This window comes from Caulobacter segnis, from assembly GCF_023935105.1.
GTDB lineage: Bacteria > Pseudomonadota > Alphaproteobacteria > Caulobacterales > Caulobacteraceae > Caulobacter > Caulobacter segnis_B.
In genome coordinates this window covers 2,980,668-2,995,831 of the sequence record NZ_CP096040.1, presented here as the reverse complement: position 1 = coordinate 2,995,831, position 15,164 = coordinate 2,980,668, and the positions used below count along the sequence as shown (strand labels likewise).

The window sequence follows — 15,164 nt, the reverse complement described above, 5'->3', positions numbered from 1 at the left end:
GAGCGCCGCCACGGGGCTTGCATTTTCACCGACAAGGGACTATCTGCGCGGCCATTCCACACGTGGACGTTCGGTTGCGCCGGGGAGACATCCCGACGTCGCCGTTCCGGTCCCGCTCCAGAATGGTCTGGAACGGGGGTGTCCGCGGAGGTTCAACCGGAAAAAGGATAAAGGCCCGATGGCTCTTCCCGAATTCTCCATGCGTCAGCTCCTGGAAGCCGGCGCCCACTTCGGTCACCAGACGCACCGCTGGAACCCGAAGATGGACCGCTACATCTTCGGTTCGCGCTCGAACATCCACATCATCGACCTGTCGCAGTCGATCCCGCTGCTGCACCAAGCCCTGGTGAAGGTTCGTGAAGTCGCCGCCGCCGGCGGCCGCGTGCTGTTCGTCGGCACCAAGCGTCAGGCCAGCGACCCGGTCGCCACGGCCGCCAAGCGCTGCGCCCAGTATTACGTGAACCACCGCTGGCTCGGCGGCACCCTGACCAACTGGCGCACCGTCTCGGGCTCGATCGCTCGTCTGCGCGAGCTGGAAGGCGTCCTGGCCGGCGAAGCTCAAGGCCGTTCCAAGAAGGAACTGCTGCAGCTGACCCGCGAGCGCGACAAGCTGGAACTGTCGCTGGGCGGCATCAAGGACATGGGCGGCATCCCCGACATCATGTTCGTGATCGACACCAACAAGGAAGCGATCGCGATCCTGGAAGCCCGCAAGCTGAACATCCCGGTCGTCGCCATCCTCGACACCAACTGCGATCCGGACGGCATCACCTATCCGATCCCGGGTAACGACGACGCCGCTCGCGCTCTGCAGCTGTACTGCGACCTGATCGCCGACGCCGTCCTCGATGGTCTGGCCGCTGGCCAGGCCGGCGCCGGTGTCGATCTGGGCGCCGCCGTGAACCCGACCGAGCCGGCCCTGGCCCGCGCTCTGGCTCCGGAACCGGCCCCGGAAGCTGCTGTTGAAGCTGCTCCGGCCGCCGCTGAAGCCGCTCCGGAAGCTCCGGCCGCCGAAGCCGCTCCGGAATCGGCCGAAGGCTGATTTTCAACGCGTCCCCGATCGGCCTGGCCGGTGCGGGGACCGTCGCGACCCTGACATGCGACCGGGCTAGAAGCCCGGTCGCTACTCTTTGTGGATTAGGCGGGCTAAAAGCCCGGTCGCTAACCGTTTGAATATGGAGATTTTCCATGGCTGAGATCACGGCTGCGCTGGTCAAGGAACTGCGCGAAAAGTCCGGCGTCGGCATGATGGACTGCAAGAAGGCGCTGTCGGAAAACAACGGCGACATCGAAGCGTCCATCGACTGGCTGCGCGCCAAGGGCCTGTCCAAGGCCGCCAAGAAGGCCGACCGCGCCGCCGCCGAAGGTCTGGTGGCCATCGCCACCACCGACCACGGCGCGGGTGAAACCGCCACGGCCGTCGAAGTGAACGCCGAAACCGACTTCGTGTCGCGCAACGACATGTTCCAAGGCGCGGCGCGTCAGATCGCCGGCGCGGCCCTGGGCACCGATGGTTCTGTCGACGCCATCACCGCCGCCAAGCTGGCCGGCGGCGAGACCGTGCAGGATCACCTGACCAACCTGATCGCCACGATCGGCGAGAACATGATGGTCCGTCGCGCCGCCAAGCACAGCGTCGAGAACGGCGTCGTGGCCTCGTACATCCACAACGCCACCGCGCCGGACCTCGGCCGCATCGGCGTGCTGGTCGCCCTCGAGTCGACCGGCGACAAGGCCGCCCTGCGCGAGCTGGGCCGCAAGATCGCCATGCACGTCGCCGCGACCGCGCCGCTGTCGCTGTCGCCGGACGATCTGGACCCGGCCGCCATCGAGCGTGAAAAGGCCGTGTTCACCGAGCAGGCGCTGGAGTCGGGCAAGCCGCCGGCGGTCGTCGAAAAGATGATCGACGGCCGTATCCGCAAGTTCCTGGAAGAAGTCGTGCTGCTGAAGCAAGCCTTCGTCATGAACCCGGACCAGACCGTCGAGCAGCTGGTCGCCGAGACCGGCAAGACCCTGGGCGCGCCGATCGCCGTGAAGGGCTTCACCCGTCTCGCCCTGGGCGAAGGTGTGGAAAAGAAGCAGGACGACTTCGCCGCCGAAGTCGCCTCAATGACCGGCCAGGCCTAAGACCTGTCGTCGGGGGTTTTCGAACTCCCGACAAACAATCAGGGCGCGGCGCGTCTAGACGCGCGCCGCGCCCTTTTTGCGCCATGGCGTCAGCGCTCGCCCAAAGACGCGCGCCGGTTGGCAAAACACATCCCACTTCTGTAGAACGCACGTAATGTGCGTGCCGACGACTCAGGAATAGCGGTCCCATGTCCGATACCAGCGCACCCCCGAAATATCGCCGCATCCTGCTGAAGGTCTCCGGCGAGGTCCTGATGGGGGACACGCCCTACGGCATCGACACCAACACCGTGCAGTCCGTGGCCGAGGACGTGGCCGAGATCGTCAAGTCGGGCGTCGAGCTGTGCCTGGTGATCGGCGGCGGCAACATCTTCCGCGGCATGGCCGGCGCGGCCAAGGGCATGGAGCGCTCCAGCGCCGACTACATGGGCATGCTGGCCACCGTCATGAACGCTTTGGCCATGCAGGACGCCCTGGAACGCATCGGCGTCCAGACCCGCGTGCAGTCGGCCATTCCGATGGCCACCGTCTGCGAGCCCTACATCCGCCGCCGCGCCCAGCGTCACCTGGAGAAGGGCCGCGTCGTGATCTTCGCGGCGGGCACCGGCAATCCGTTTTTCACCACCGACACCGCCGCGGCCCTGCGCGCCGCCGAGATGCAGTGCGACGCCCTGTTCAAGGGCACCAGCGTCGACGGCGTCTATACGGCCGATCCCAAGAAGGATCCGGGCGCGCGGCGTTACGACCGCCTGACCTACATGGACGTGCTGGCCAAGGACCTGCGGGTCATGGACGCCTCGGCCGTGGCGCTGATGCGCGACAGCAACATTCCGATCGTGGTCTTCTCGATCAAGGGGCGCGGCAATCTGCTGGGCGTCCTGCGAGGCGAGGGGACCTACACCGTGGTCGCCGCCGACCGCCCTACCGCCTAAGACCAAGACCTAGCGAGGAGAGCCCCTCATGGCCGCCGCCGAAAAACCCGTCCTGTCGCGCTACCGCGATCGCATGGACAAGGCTATCGCCGCTCTGAAGGAAGAGTTCGGCAGCCTGCGTACCGGCCGCGCGTCGGCCAGCCTGCTGGATCAGGTGATGGTCGAGGCCTATGGCTCGACCACGCCGCTGAACGCCGTGGCCTCGGTCAGCGTACCCGAGCCGCGCCAGATCAATGTCAGCGTCTGGGACCGCGGCGTCGTGGTCTCGGTCGAGAAGGCGATCCGCGCCTCGGGCCTGGGCCTGAACCCGGTCGTCGAGGGCCAGAACCTGCGCATTCCGATCCCGCCGCTGACCGAGGAGCGCCGCAAGGACCTCCAGAAGATCGCCGGCAAGTACGCCGAGCAGCAGAAGATCGCGGTCCGTAACGTCCGTCGCGACGCCAACGACGACCTGAAGAAGGCCGAGAAGGACGGCGCGATCGCCGAGGACGAACGCAAGAAGATGGAGACGGAGGTCCAGAAGATCACCGACGAGGCCATCAAGCGCATCGACGAGGCCTTGAAAACCAAAGAACAAGAGATCATGCAGGTCTAATCGCCACCCTGGAGTGAGTGGGGAGACGACGAGGGAAGGTTGGAGCGAATGCCGGCGACCACCGGTCTGCAGAACGTTTCGGAGCGCGCCGGAGGGGGCGGGTCCGATCAGCGTCTGCACGTGGCCATTATCATGGATGGCAACGGCCGCTGGGCGAAGCAGCGGGGCATGCCGCGCGTCCTGGGTCATCGCGCCGGGGTCAACGCCCTGAAGCGCACCGTCGAGGGCGCCCAGAGCCAGAATGTCGGCGTGCTGACGGTGTTCGGCTTCTCGACCGAGAACTGGCGCCGGCCGGCGCACGAGGTCTCGGAGCTGATGAGCTTGCTCAAGGCCTACGTCGAATCGGACCTCGAGCGCCTGGCCAAGGCGGGCGTCCGTGTCCGCATCATCGGCCGTCGCACGGGTTTGTCGGCCGATATCGCCGCTGTGATCGAACGCGCCGAGAAGCGCACCGAGAACAACACCGAATTCACGCTGCAGGTCGCCTTCAACTATGGCGGCCAGGCCGACATCGCCGACGCCGCCCGGGCCTTCGCCGAGAAGGTCGAGCGGGGCGAGGCCAAGGCTTCGGACCTGACCGAGGCGACGTTCGAGCGGTTCCTGTCGACCGCGTCGTCGCCGCCGCCCGACCTGATCGTGCGCACTAGCGGCGAGCGCCGCATCTCCAACTTCCTGCTGTGGGAATGCGCCTACGCCGAGCTGGTGTTCCAGGATGTGCTCTGGCCCGACTATGGCCCCGAGGCGCTGGCGGCGGCCATCGCCGACTACAGACGCCGGGATCGACGGTATGGAGGGATCGCGGCCGATGACGTCGCCGTCGCCGGCTAAGCGCTTCAACTGGGGCAATCTTCGAATGCGCGTGGTCTCGGCCACCGTGCTCGTGCCCACGGTCGTGGCCGCCGTTTGGCTGGGCGGCTACTGGATCCTGGCGCTCGCGCTCGTCTGCGTAGGGCTGCTGGCCCGCGAATGGGGCAAGATCAGCGCGCCCAAGGCCCCGCGGGCGGTCGGCGCCGTGGTCGGCGTCTTTTGCGCCATCGCGGTCCTGGCCGGCTTCCTGCACCACTTCTTCATCGCCTGGTCGGTCGTGCTGGCCGGCGCGTTCCTGGCCGGCCTGATCGCTCGAGGCGCCGTCGAGCGCCGGGCCGACGCGGCCTATGGTGTCGTCTATATCGCGCCGGCGGTCATCGCCCTGGTCTGGATTCGCTCGTTGTCGGACGGCCTGTGGTGGACGCTGCTGCTGTTCGTGGTGACCTGGTTCGCCGACATCTTCGCCTATGTGGCCGGCTCCATCTTCAAGGGACCCAAGCTGTGGCCCCAAATCTCGCCGAACAAGACATGGTCGGGCTTTATCGGCGGGCTGGTGGCGGCGACGATCGGCGCCGTCCTGGTGGCCCATTTCGCCCATCTGAAGCTGGTCTGGCCGGCGGCGGCGCTGGTCGGCTTTCTGGGCGGTCTGGCGACCATGGCCGGTGATCTCTGGGAGTCGATGCTCAAGCGCCGGTTCGGCGTGAAAGACAGCGGCGACATCATCCCGGGCCATGGCGGTCTGCTGGACCGCGTCGACGGGCTGATGTTCGCGGCGATCGTCATCGCCGCCGTGCGCCTGATCGACCACTGGGGATGGGCGCATTGACCTTACCCCGCAAGGTGGTGGTGCTGGGCTCGACCGGATCGATCGGCCTTTCGACCTTGAGCCTCTTCGAGGAATCCGGCGTCCCGGTCGAGATCCTGGCCCTGACGGCCGGGCGCAATGTCGAACGTCTGATCCAGCAGGCCGTTCGCTGGCGACCTCAGGTCGCGGTGATCGAGGACGAGACCAAGCTCGCGCGGCTGAAGGACGGCCTGGCCGGGACCGGCGTGCGCGCCGCGGCCGGCGCGACCGCGGTGGCCGAGGCCGCCGCCATGGGCGCGGACTGGGTGATGTCGGCCATCGTCGGCGCGGCGGGTCTGGCGCCGACGGTGGCGGCCGCTCGCACCGGCGCGGTCATCGCCCTGGCCAACAAGGAGAGCCTGGTGTGCGCCGGGCCGGCGCTGCTGGGCATCGCCAAGGCGGCCGGCGGCTCGGTGATCCCGGTCGACTCCGAACATTCCGCAATATTTCAGGTGCTGCAGCCGGCGTGCGCCGACAAGGTCGCGCGGCTGATCCTCACCGCCTCCGGCGGGCCTTTCCGCACCTGGGAAAAGGCCGCCATGGCGGTCGCTACGCCGGAGCAAGCGATCGCCCATCCGAACTGGTCGATGGGCGCCAAGATTTCGGTCGATTCCGCGACGATGATGAACAAGGGGCTCGAGATGATCGAGGCCTCCTACCTGTTCGGAACCCCTGAAGACCGCGTCGACGTCGTGATCCATCCCCAGTCCGTCATCCATAGCCTGGTGGAATACGCCGACGGCTCGACCCTGGCCCAGCTGGGCCCGCCGGACATGCGTAGTCCCATCGCTTGCGCGTTCGCTTGGCCCGACCGCCTGCCGTGGCCCGCGCCGCGCCTGGATCTGGCCGCCTACGGCCAGCTGACTTTCGAATCGCCCGACCTGGATCGCTTCCCCTCGATCGGCATCGCGCGCGAGGCCCTGCGCCTGGCGGGCGCCGCGCCGGCGGCCATGAACGCCGCCAACGAGGTGGCCGTGGCCGCTTTCCTTGACCGGCGGATTGGCTTTCTCGATATTGCCGCCTCGGTGGCGGGGACCCTCGAGCGTATGAACAGTCTTGGCAGTCTCGCCGCCGCCGATAATGACGATGCTGTCGACAATGCGATGATGATCGACGCCAGCGCTCGCCGCATTGCGGCCGAGGTTGTCGCGCAAAAGCATCGCCGGCTCTGATCCGGGGGACCGGCCACCTAATGACTGACGCTTTGATCTTCATACTGTCCACGGTCTTCGTGCTGTCCGTCGTGGTCACCATCCACGAGCTGGGCCACTACTGGGCCGCGCGGGCATGCGGGGTGGCCATCGACTGCTTCTCGATCGGCTTCGGCGCGCCGCTGTTGTCCTGGCGCGACAAGCGTGGCGTCGAGTGGCGCATCGCCGCGATTCCGCTGGGCGGCTATGTCCGCTTCTCCGGCGACGAGAACGCCGCCAGCGTGCCCGACCAGGACAACCTGGCCGCCATGCGCGAGAGCATCGTGCGGCGGGAGGGCGAAGAGGGCGTCGCCAAGTACTTCCATTTCAAGCCGGTCTGGCAGCGCGCGATCATCGCCGTGGCCGGTCCGGTCTCGAATTTCATCCTGGCCATCCTGATCATGGCCGTGTTCCTGGTCATGGTCGGCTCGCCGCAGCGCGCGGCGACGGTCAACGGCGTGGCGCCGGGCGGCGCGGCCGAGGCGGCGGGATTCCGCAAGGGCGATGTGATCGTCGCCGCCGACGGCCGCAAGATCGCGACCTTCCAGGACCTGCAGGGCTATGTGTCGCTGCGCGCCAACCTGCCGATCGACTTCACGGTCAAGCGCGGCGAGCAGCAGGTCCGCCTGACCGCGACGCCGCGTCTGGTCGAGATCAACGACAAGATCAGCGGCCGGATGAAGACCGGTCAGCTGGGCATCGAAAACGCCGGGATCACCCAATTCAAGCGCTCGACCGTGCTTTCGGCCATTCCCGACGCCACGGTAGAGGTGTGGGGCATGATCAAGACGATCGGCTTCTATCTGGGCCGCCTCGTCACGGGGCAGCTGCCCGCCGACCAGATCAGCGGCCTGATCGGCATCGGTCACACCGCCGGCGCGGTGACCAAGGCTTCGGCCCAAGGCGCGCCGGATGTCGCCACCATGGCGCTGCGGGTCTTCATCTCGTCGATGCTGCTGATCGCCAGCCTGTCGGTCAGCATCGGCTTTATGAACCTGCTGCCGATCCCGGTCCTCGATGGCGGTCACCTGCTGATGTACGCCTACGAGGCCATCGCCAAACGGCCCCTGCGGGCTGATTTTCAAGCGGCGGGGTTCCGCGCGGGGCTTGCCTTGATCCTGGGTTTCATGCTGTTCGCGGCGTGGAACGACCTCAACCGCTACGACGTGTTCAAATTCATCGGCGGCCTGTTCACGTGAACAACGCCAGCCCTCGGTCCATGATTGGTCACATGAACAAACTTCGCGCCCAAAGCGCCGCGTTCGCCACTGGTATGGCGCTGCTGCTCGGCTCCACGGCCTTGGTGGCTCCGCATCAGGCTTTCGCGCAGGCCGCTCAGACCGGCGTGGTCCAGCGCATCGTCGTGCAGGGCAACGAGCGCATCGAGCAGGGCACGGTTCTGTCCTATCTGCCGATCCAGCCGGGCGACACGGTGGATTCCCAGCGCCTTGACCTGGCGCTGAAGACCCTGGCCCGAACGGACCTGTTCGCCGATGTGAAGATCGAGATGCAGGGCGGCGACCTTGTCGTGAAGGTCGTGGAGAACCCGATCATCAACCAGGTGGTCTTCGAAGGGAATTCGTCCCTCAAGGAAGACAAGCTGAAGGACGAGGTGCAGATCCGTCCGCGCGGCATCTTCACCCGCGCCAAAGTGCAAGCAGACGTTCAGCGCATCATCGAACTGTACCGCCGCTCGGGCCGCATCTCGGCGACCGTGACGCCCAAGGTGGTCGAACTGCCGCAGAAGCGCGTCGATCTAGTCTTCGAAATCAGCGAAGGTCCCAAGAGCGGCGTGTTGGGGATCAACTTCCTGGGCAATAGCGAGTACTCGGACAACGACCTGCGCGACGTGGTCGTGACCAAGGAAAGCCGCTGGTACAAAATCCTGACCAGCAACGACAATTACGACCCCGACCGGATCGAGTACGACCGCGAGCAGCTGCGCAAGTTCTATCGCAACCGCGGCTACTTCGACTTCCGCGTCGTCTCGTCGGTCGCCGAACTGGCGCCGGACAAGAACGGCTTCGCCGTCACCTACACCCTGGACGAAGGCCCGAAGTACAAGTTCGGCAAGGTCACCGTCGAAACGGAACTGAAGAAGCTGGACGGCAACCTGCTGGCCCAGATTCTGCCGATCCGCGCCGGCCAGCTGTACGAGGACGAGCGCATCGAGCAGGCCACCGACGCCCTGACCTTCGCGGCGGGCGCGGCCGGCTTCGCCTTCGTGGACGTGCGTCCGCGCTATGTGCCCAACCGCGAGACCAAGACCGTCGACGTCGTCTTCCAGGTCCGTGAAGGCCCGCGCGTCTATGTCGATCGCATCGACATCGTCGGCAATACCCGCACCCTGGACTACGTCGTCCGTCGTGAGCTGGAAGTCGCCGAGGGCGACGCCTACAACCGCGTGCTGGTCGACCGGTCCAAGAACAACATCCGCCGCCTGGGCTTCTTCAAGGATGTCGACATCGAGGACGCGCCGGGCTCGGCCCCCGACCGCACCGCCCTGCGCGTCAAGCTCGAGGAACAGCCGACGGGCGAACTGTCGTTCAGCGCCGGCTATAGCTCGGTCGACAAGCTTGTGCTGGACGTCGGCATCACCGAGCGGAACTTCCGCGGTCGCGGTCAGAACCTGCGCGCCCGCGCCTCCGTCGGTTCGCTGCGCCAGCAGATCGACTTCGGCTTCAGCGAGCCGCGCTTCCTGGGCCGTAATCTGGTCGCGGGCGTGAACCTCTACACCTTCCGCTACGACCTGTCGGACTACGCGGCCTACGACACCAAGTCGGTCGGCGGCGACGTCCGCCTGGGCTTCCCGCTGACCAACGACTCGTCGATGAGTCTGCGCTACACGATCCGTCAGGATAACGTGAGCGTCGCCGACAGCCTCTGCACCAGCGGTTCGGTCTCGCAGATCCTCTGCCTGCAGCGCGGTTCCTACATCACCTCGCTGGTGGGCTATGGGCTGCGTATCGACAAGCGGAACGATCCGATCAACCCGACCCGCGGCTGGTTCGCCGACCTGAACCAGGATCTGGCCGGCATCGGCGGCGACGTGAAGTACCTGAAGACCGAAGCCGACGCCGGCTGGTATTGGGGCTTCAACAAGGACCTGGTGTTCAGCGCCACCGGCTCGTTCGGCTATATTGAGGGCTGGGGCGGCGACAACGTCCGCATCAACGACCGCTTCTATCGCGGCGGCACCTCGTTCCGCGGCTTCGAGATCGCCGGTATCGGTCCGCGCGACATCTCGAGCACGAACAACTCGATGGGCGCCAAGCTCTACGCCATCAGCACCTTCGAGCTGACCGTTCCGACCTTCCTGCCCGAACAATACGGCATCAAGGCCGCGCTGTTCAGCGACGTGGGTACGGCGGGTCTGCTGGATGATGTGGATCGCCAGAAGTCGCCCGGCGTCTTCGATCCGAACATCAAGGATAACCTTGGCCTGCGTGCCTCGGCCGGTATCTCGATTGACTGGAAATCCCCGATGGGGCCCATTCGGTTCGATATCAGCCGCATTTTGGCCAAGGAAAGCTACGACCGAACCGAAACGTTCCGGTTCTCCACCTCCACAAGGTTCCAATAGACATGTCCAAGTTCCTGTCCGCGGCCGCCTCCAGCGTCGTCGCTCTTGCTATCGCGACGGCCGCTTCGGCCCAGACGGCTCCGGCCGCCGCGCCGGCCGCTCCGGCCGTCACGCACGGCCCGGCGCTCCCGGGCGTCTGCATCTTCTCGAGCCCGCGCGCGGTCGCCAGCTCGCAAGTCGGCAAGGCCGTCGATGCGCGCCTGAAGACCATCATTCAGCAAGTGAACGCCGAGCTGACCGGCGAGCGCACCGGCCTCGACAACGAAGCCAAGGCCCTCGACGCCAAGAAGGCCACCATGGCGCAGGACGCGCTTGAGCAGCAGGCCTCGGCTCTGCAGGTCAAGGCCAACGCCTGGCAGCGCAAGGGCCAGCTGCGCCAGAAGGAAGTGGAAGCGACCGAGCAAAAGGCGCTCTCGCGCGTCTATCAAGAGCTCGATACGCCTATCAAGCAGGTCTATCAGGCCCAGAAGTGCAGCATCCTGTTCGACCGTGAGTCGGTGATGCTGGCGAACCCGGCGATGGATATCACCGACGCTGTGGTCACCGCCCTGGACGCCCGTATCAAGACGCTGACCTTCGATCGCGAACGTCTGGACCAACAGGTCCCGGGCGCCGCGCCGCTGCAGCCGACCAATAAGTAAGTAAGCGAATCGTCTCCTCAGGGTTTACCTAGGGGAACGTTTTCGCCGTGAGGAGCCATGCCGGACCCGCGTTTTTTTGACAGCCTGGGTCCGGCATCGCTTTCCGAGTTGGCCCGGGCCGGCGCCGCCGAACTGGTGGACGCGGCGCGTGGCGACCGCTTGATTGCTCACGCCGCGCCGCTTGATGCGGCCGATGATCAGGCTGTCACCTTCTTCTCGGATGCCAAGCGCAGGGACGCCGCCGGGACCACCCGGGCCGGAGCCTGTTTCGTGCGTCCTGAGCACAAGGATTTCCTGCCCGCGAGCTGTGCGGCGCTGGTTACCCGCCATCCGCAGGCGGCTTGGGCCGCGGCCGCCAATCGTCTGCACGCGCCGCGTCGGCACGGGACGGGCGCCGCCGCCATCCATCCTGAAGCGGAACTCGAGAACGGTGTCCTGCTGTCGCCGAACGTGACGATCGGGCAGGGCGCGCGGATCGGCGCGGCGCGCGCATCGGACCCGGGGTCGTGATTGGCCCCGGTGTTCTGGTCGGCCGCGACTGCGTGATCGGCGCCAACGCCGTGATCGGCTTCGCTCTGCTGGGCGACAGGGTGTCGATCTCGGCGGGCGCGGTGCTGGGCGAGGCGGGCTTCGGCGCGGCCGTCGGTCCGGCCGGCATGGTCGACCTGCCGCAGCTGGGTCGAGTGGTGATCCAGGACAACGTCACGATCGGCGCCAACAGCTGTGTCGACCGCGGCGCGTTCGCCGATACGACGATCGGGGAAAACACCAAGATCGACAACCTGGTGCATGTCGCGCACAACGTCCGTGTGGGTCGCAATTGCGTGCTGGCGGCATATACCGGAATCTCCGGCAGCACGGTCGTCGGCGACGGCGTCGCGTTCGGCGGCAAGGCCGGCGTCGCCGACCATTTGAAGATCGGCTCGGGCGCGAGCATCGGGGCCGCCGCCTCGGTGTTCAAGGACGTGCCGGAAGGTGAAACTTGGACGGGCTTTCCGGCGCGACCGCTCAAGCGGTGGCTTCGGGAGACCGCATGGCTCTCGCGCATGGCGGGCGGCCGAGGGACGAGGGGCTGAGTATGGGCCAGAACGCCGAGCAAGCGGTGCGGACCGATATCGACATCGCGGAAATCCTGGCGCGCATCCCGCACCGCTATCCGTTTCTGCTGGTCGATCGCGCGGAAGACTACCAGCCCCACAAGTCGATCGTCGGCATCAAGTGCGTGACGGTCAACGAGCCGTTCTTCCAGGGCCATTTCCCGGGCAATCCCGTGATGCCCGGCGTGCTGATCATCGAGGCCCTGGCCCAGACGGGCGCGGTGCTGATGAGCAAGTCGCTGGAAGTCGACACCGAGGGCAAGACCATCTTCTTCATGTCGGTCGACAACGCCCGCTTCCGCACGCCGGTGCGGCCGGGCGACGTGATCCGCATGGAAGTCGAGGTCGTCCGCGCGCGCTCTTCGATCTTCAAGTTCAAGGGCGTGGCCAAGGTCGGCGACAAGGTCGCGGCCGAGGTCGAGTTCGCCGCCATGGTCGTCGAGACGGGGCCCAAGGCATGACCATCCATCCTACCGCCATCGTCGCGCCCGAAGCCAAGATCGCCTCGGACGTCCAGATCGGGCCGTACAGCATCGTCGGCCCCGACGTGACCCTGGAGGCGGGCGTGCGCCTGCTGTCGCATGTGGTGGTGGAAGGCGCGACGACGATCGGCGAGAACACGATCGTCCATCCTTTCGCCAACCTGGGCGGTCCGCCGCAGCACCTGGGCCACAAGGGCGAGCGCACCGAACTGCTGATCGGTCCGCGCAACATCATCCGCGAGCATGTCACCATGCACACCGGCACGGCCTCGGGCCGCGGCGTGACCGTGATCGGCTCGGACGGCCTCTACATGGTCGGCTCGCACGTCGCCCACGACTGCGTGCTGGGCGACTTCGTGGTGCTGGCCAAGGGCGCGACCCTGGGCGGCCATGTCTCGGTCGGCGACTACGTGTTCATGGGCGGCCTGGCCGCCGCGCACCAGTTTTCGCGCATCGGCCGCTACAGCTTCATCGGCGGCCTGGCCGCCGTGACCAAGGACGTCATTCCGTATGGCTCGGTCTGGGGCAACCACGCCCACCTCGAGGGCCTGAACCTGGTCGGCCTCAAGCGCCGGGGCTTTCCGCGCGAGACGATCAACGCCCTGCGCGCGGCCTACCGCCTCATGTTCGCCGACGAAGGCACCTTCCAGGAACGCCTCGACGACGTGGCCGAGACCCACGCGGCCATTCCCGAGGTGATGGAGATCGTCGATTTCATCCGCGCCGACGCCAACCGCCCGCTCTGCTTGCCCGAGCGGGAAGTCTAGAGGCGGGATATGCGCAAGCTGGGTCTGATCGCCGGCGGCGGGTCGCTTCCCGTCGAGTTGGCGGCCCATTGCGAGGCCGCCGGGCGGGCGTTCTCGGTCATGCGCCTGCGGAGCTTCGCCGACCCGGTTCTGGCCCGCTATCCGGGCGTCGAGGTCGGCCTGGGCGAGTTCGGCAAGGTGTTCAAGGCGCTGCGGGCCGAGGGCTGCCAGGTCGTCTGCTTCGCGGGCAATGTCAGCCGTCCGGACTTCGCCGCCCTGATGCCGGACGGCCGAGGCGTCAAGGTGCTGCCCAGCCTGATCGTCGCCGCCCGCAAGGGCGATGACGCCCTCCTGCGCCGCGTGCTGGACGAATTCGAGAAGGAAGGCTTCGAGATCGAGGGCGCCCACGAGGTGATGGGCGAGATGACCCTGCCGCGTGGCCGCCTGGGCAAGATCTCGCCCCGGCCAGAGCACATGGCCGATATCGACAAGGCCCTGATGGTGGCCCGCGAGATCGGCCGGCTGGACGTGGGGCAGGGCGCCGTGGTCTGCGACGGCCTGGTCCTGGCCGTCGAGGCCCAGGAAGGCACCGACGCCATGCTGCGTCGCGTGGAGCAACTGCCCCAGGCCATCCGCGGCTCGGCCGAGCGTTCCAAGGGCGTCTTGGCCAAGGCGCCCAAGCCGATCCAGGAGACCAAGGTCGATCTGCCGACCATCGGCGTCGCCACCATCCAGCGCGCCGCCCGGGCGGGCTTGGCCGGCGTGGTCGGCGAGACCGGCCGGCTGCTGGTCGTCGACCGTGAGGCGGTGATCGCCTGCGCCGACGATCTGGGCCTCTTCGTGCTGGGGGTCGATCCGCAGGGGCGGCCCTGATGGCGGGCCTCAAAGTCATGCTGGTGGCCGCCGAGGCCTCGGGCGACACCCTGGGCGCCAGCCTGGCCAAGGCGCTGCGGGCGCGACTGGGTCAGGCTGTGACCTTCGTCGGCGTCGGCGGCGCCAAGATGGCCGAGGAGGGGGTGCGAAGCCCCTTCGACATCGCCCAGCTTTCGATCCTGGGCATCTGGGAGGGGCTGAAGGCCTATCCGACGGTCAAGGCGCGCCTGGACGACACCGTGGCTCTAGCGGCCCGGGAAAAGCCCGACGTGGCGATCCTGATCGACAGCTGGGGCTTCAATATCCGCCTGGCCAAGGCCTTGCGGAAGCTGGATCCCAAGCTGCCGCTGGTGAAGTACGTCGCGCCGCAGGTCTGGGCCTATCGCGAGAAGCGCGCTTTCAGCCTGGCCAAGGCCGTCGACCTGCTGCTGTCGATCCAGCCGATGGACAAGCCGTATTTCGACGCGGCGGGCCTCGAGAACGTCTTCGTCGGCAACTCGGCCCTGGCCAAGCGCTTCGACCACGCCGATGGCGCCAGACTGCGAGCGGCGATCGGGGTGTCCGCGAGCGATCCGATCCTGCTGGTCTTGCCCGGCAGCCGTCCGTCCGAGATCGAGCGGGTCATGCCGGCCTTCGAGGACGCCGTGCGCCGGCTGAAGGCCGACCGGCCCGAGCTGGTCGTGGTCATTCCCGCCGCCTACACGGTCGCCGAGGCCGTGAAGGCGCGCGTGGCCGGCTGGCCGTTCCGCGCTCACGTGATCGAGGATGAAGCGCTCAAGGACGACGCCTTCGTCGCGGGCGATGTCGCCTTGGCTTGCAGCGGCACGGTGACCACCGAGCTGGCCCTGGCCGGCGCGCCGATGGTGGTCGGCTACAAGACCGGCGCGATCACCTACGCCATCCTCAAGCGCCTGATGAAGCCGCGCTGGGTCACCCTGTTCAACATCGCCGCCGGCAAGGCGGTCGCGCCCGAGCTGCTGCAGGACGCCTGCGAGGGTGAGGGACTGGCGCGCGAGGTGGCTAGGCTGCTCGACGATCCCGACCTGCGCGCCCGTCAGGCGGCCGAGCAGAGCGCCGCGCTGGACAAGATGGGCCGAGGCATGCCCGACCCGTCCGAGGCGGCCGCCGACGCCTTACTGAGCTTCCTGAAGGCTCGGAACGCGATCGCCTAGAGCGTCGGACATGAAATCGGAATCGAAGGGATTCCAGGTTTGCGCGAAGCATGATTCACCGTGGTTGGAGGTGGA

General features: G+C 67.0%; 14 protein-coding genes and 1 pseudogene. All 15 read left to right on the top strand.

Translation table 11 applies throughout. The features are described 5' to 3' along the window. Positions 1-178 precede the first annotated feature (178 nt). The 15 genes and pseudogenes from rpsB (at position 179) to lpxB (ending at position 15,089) form a co-directional block, all read left to right on the top strand. Positions 179-1,042, top strand: a complete 864-nt coding sequence (gene rpsB / locus MZV50_RS14100) for a 30S ribosomal protein S2 (protein ID WP_252629807.1) — start codon at positions 179-181, stop codon at positions 1,040-1,042. A gap of 146 nt (positions 1,043-1,188) precedes the next feature. Then, entirely contained in the window at positions 1,189-2,127 is a 939-nt protein-coding gene (gene tsf / locus MZV50_RS14095; protein WP_252629806.1) for a translation elongation factor Ts, read from the top strand. Positions 2,128-2,315: 188 nt separating this feature from the next. Beyond that, the gene (gene pyrH / locus MZV50_RS14090; protein ID WP_252629805.1) at positions 2,316-3,059 is read left to right on the top strand and encodes a UMP kinase; all 744 of its coding nucleotides are present in this window, start codon (positions 2,316-2,318) and stop codon (positions 3,057-3,059) included. Positions 3,060-3,087: 28 nt separating this feature from the next. After that, positions 3,088-3,654, top strand: a complete 567-nt coding sequence (frr, locus tag MZV50_RS14085) for a ribosome recycling factor (RefSeq protein WP_252629804.1) — start codon at positions 3,088-3,090, stop codon at positions 3,652-3,654. A gap of 48 nt (positions 3,655-3,702) precedes the next feature. Next, positions 3,703-4,482 carry a polyprenyl diphosphate synthase gene (gene uppS / locus MZV50_RS14080; RefSeq protein ID WP_252629803.1) on the top strand — a complete coding sequence of 260 codons (780 nt, stop codon included), beginning with the start codon at positions 3,703-3,705 and terminating at the stop codon, positions 4,480-4,482. Continuing rightward, complete coding sequence (locus MZV50_RS14075) at positions 4,442-5,287, top strand: phosphatidate cytidylyltransferase (RefSeq protein WP_252629802.1); 846 nt, start codon at positions 4,442-4,444, stop codon at positions 5,285-5,287. The genes uppS and MZV50_RS14075 overlap by 41 nt, the downstream gene beginning before the upstream one ends. Then, positions 5,275-6,477 carry a 1-deoxy-D-xylulose-5-phosphate reductoisomerase gene (gene dxr / locus MZV50_RS14070; protein ID WP_252629801.1) on the top strand — a complete coding sequence of 401 codons (1,203 nt, stop codon included), beginning with the start codon at positions 5,275-5,277 and terminating at the stop codon, positions 6,475-6,477. The genes MZV50_RS14075 and dxr overlap by 13 nt, the downstream gene beginning before the upstream one ends. 20 nt (positions 6,478-6,497) lie before the next feature. Continuing rightward, on the top strand, positions 6,498-7,694 hold the full coding sequence (locus MZV50_RS14065; protein ID WP_252629800.1) for a M50 family metallopeptidase: 1,197 nt from the start codon (positions 6,498-6,500) through the stop codon (positions 7,692-7,694). Positions 7,695-7,714: 20 nt separating this feature from the next. Then, positions 7,715-10,078 (top strand): outer membrane protein assembly factor BamA, encoded by a 2,364-nt coding sequence (gene bamA, locus MZV50_RS14060; protein WP_252629799.1) that lies wholly within the window; start codon positions 7,715-7,717, stop codon positions 10,076-10,078. A gap of 2 nt (positions 10,079-10,080) precedes the next feature. After that, a complete protein-coding gene (locus MZV50_RS14055) occupies positions 10,081-10,719 on the top strand; it encodes an OmpH family outer membrane protein (RefSeq protein WP_252629798.1) in 639 nt (212 codons plus the stop codon). Between the two features lie 57 nt (positions 10,720-10,776). Then, a pseudogene (gene lpxD / locus MZV50_RS14050) lies at positions 10,777-11,795 on the top strand (UDP-3-O-(3-hydroxymyristoyl)glucosamine N-acyltransferase). A 2-nt stretch (positions 11,796-11,797) separates the two neighbouring features. Further along, positions 11,798-12,277 carry a 3-hydroxyacyl-ACP dehydratase FabZ gene (fabZ, locus tag MZV50_RS14045; protein ID WP_252629797.1) on the top strand — a complete coding sequence of 160 codons (480 nt, stop codon included), beginning with the start codon at positions 11,798-11,800 and terminating at the stop codon, positions 12,275-12,277. After that, complete coding sequence (gene lpxA / locus MZV50_RS14040) at positions 12,274-13,065, top strand: acyl-ACP--UDP-N-acetylglucosamine O-acyltransferase (protein WP_252629796.1); 792 nt, start codon at positions 12,274-12,276, stop codon at positions 13,063-13,065. Before fabZ ends, lpxA begins: the two co-directional genes overlap by 4 nt. A gap of 9 nt (positions 13,066-13,074) precedes the next feature. Beyond that, positions 13,075-13,917: a UDP-2,3-diacylglucosamine diphosphatase gene (gene lpxI / locus MZV50_RS14035; RefSeq protein ID WP_252629795.1), complete on the top strand. Its 843-nt coding sequence runs from the start codon at positions 13,075-13,077 to the stop codon at positions 13,915-13,917. After that, positions 13,917-15,089, top strand: coding sequence for a lipid-A-disaccharide synthase (gene lpxB / locus MZV50_RS14030; RefSeq protein WP_252629794.1), 1,173 nt, complete (start codon positions 13,917-13,919; stop codon positions 15,087-15,089). Before lpxI ends, lpxB begins: the two co-directional genes overlap by 1 nt. Positions 15,090-15,164 lie beyond the last annotated feature (75 nt).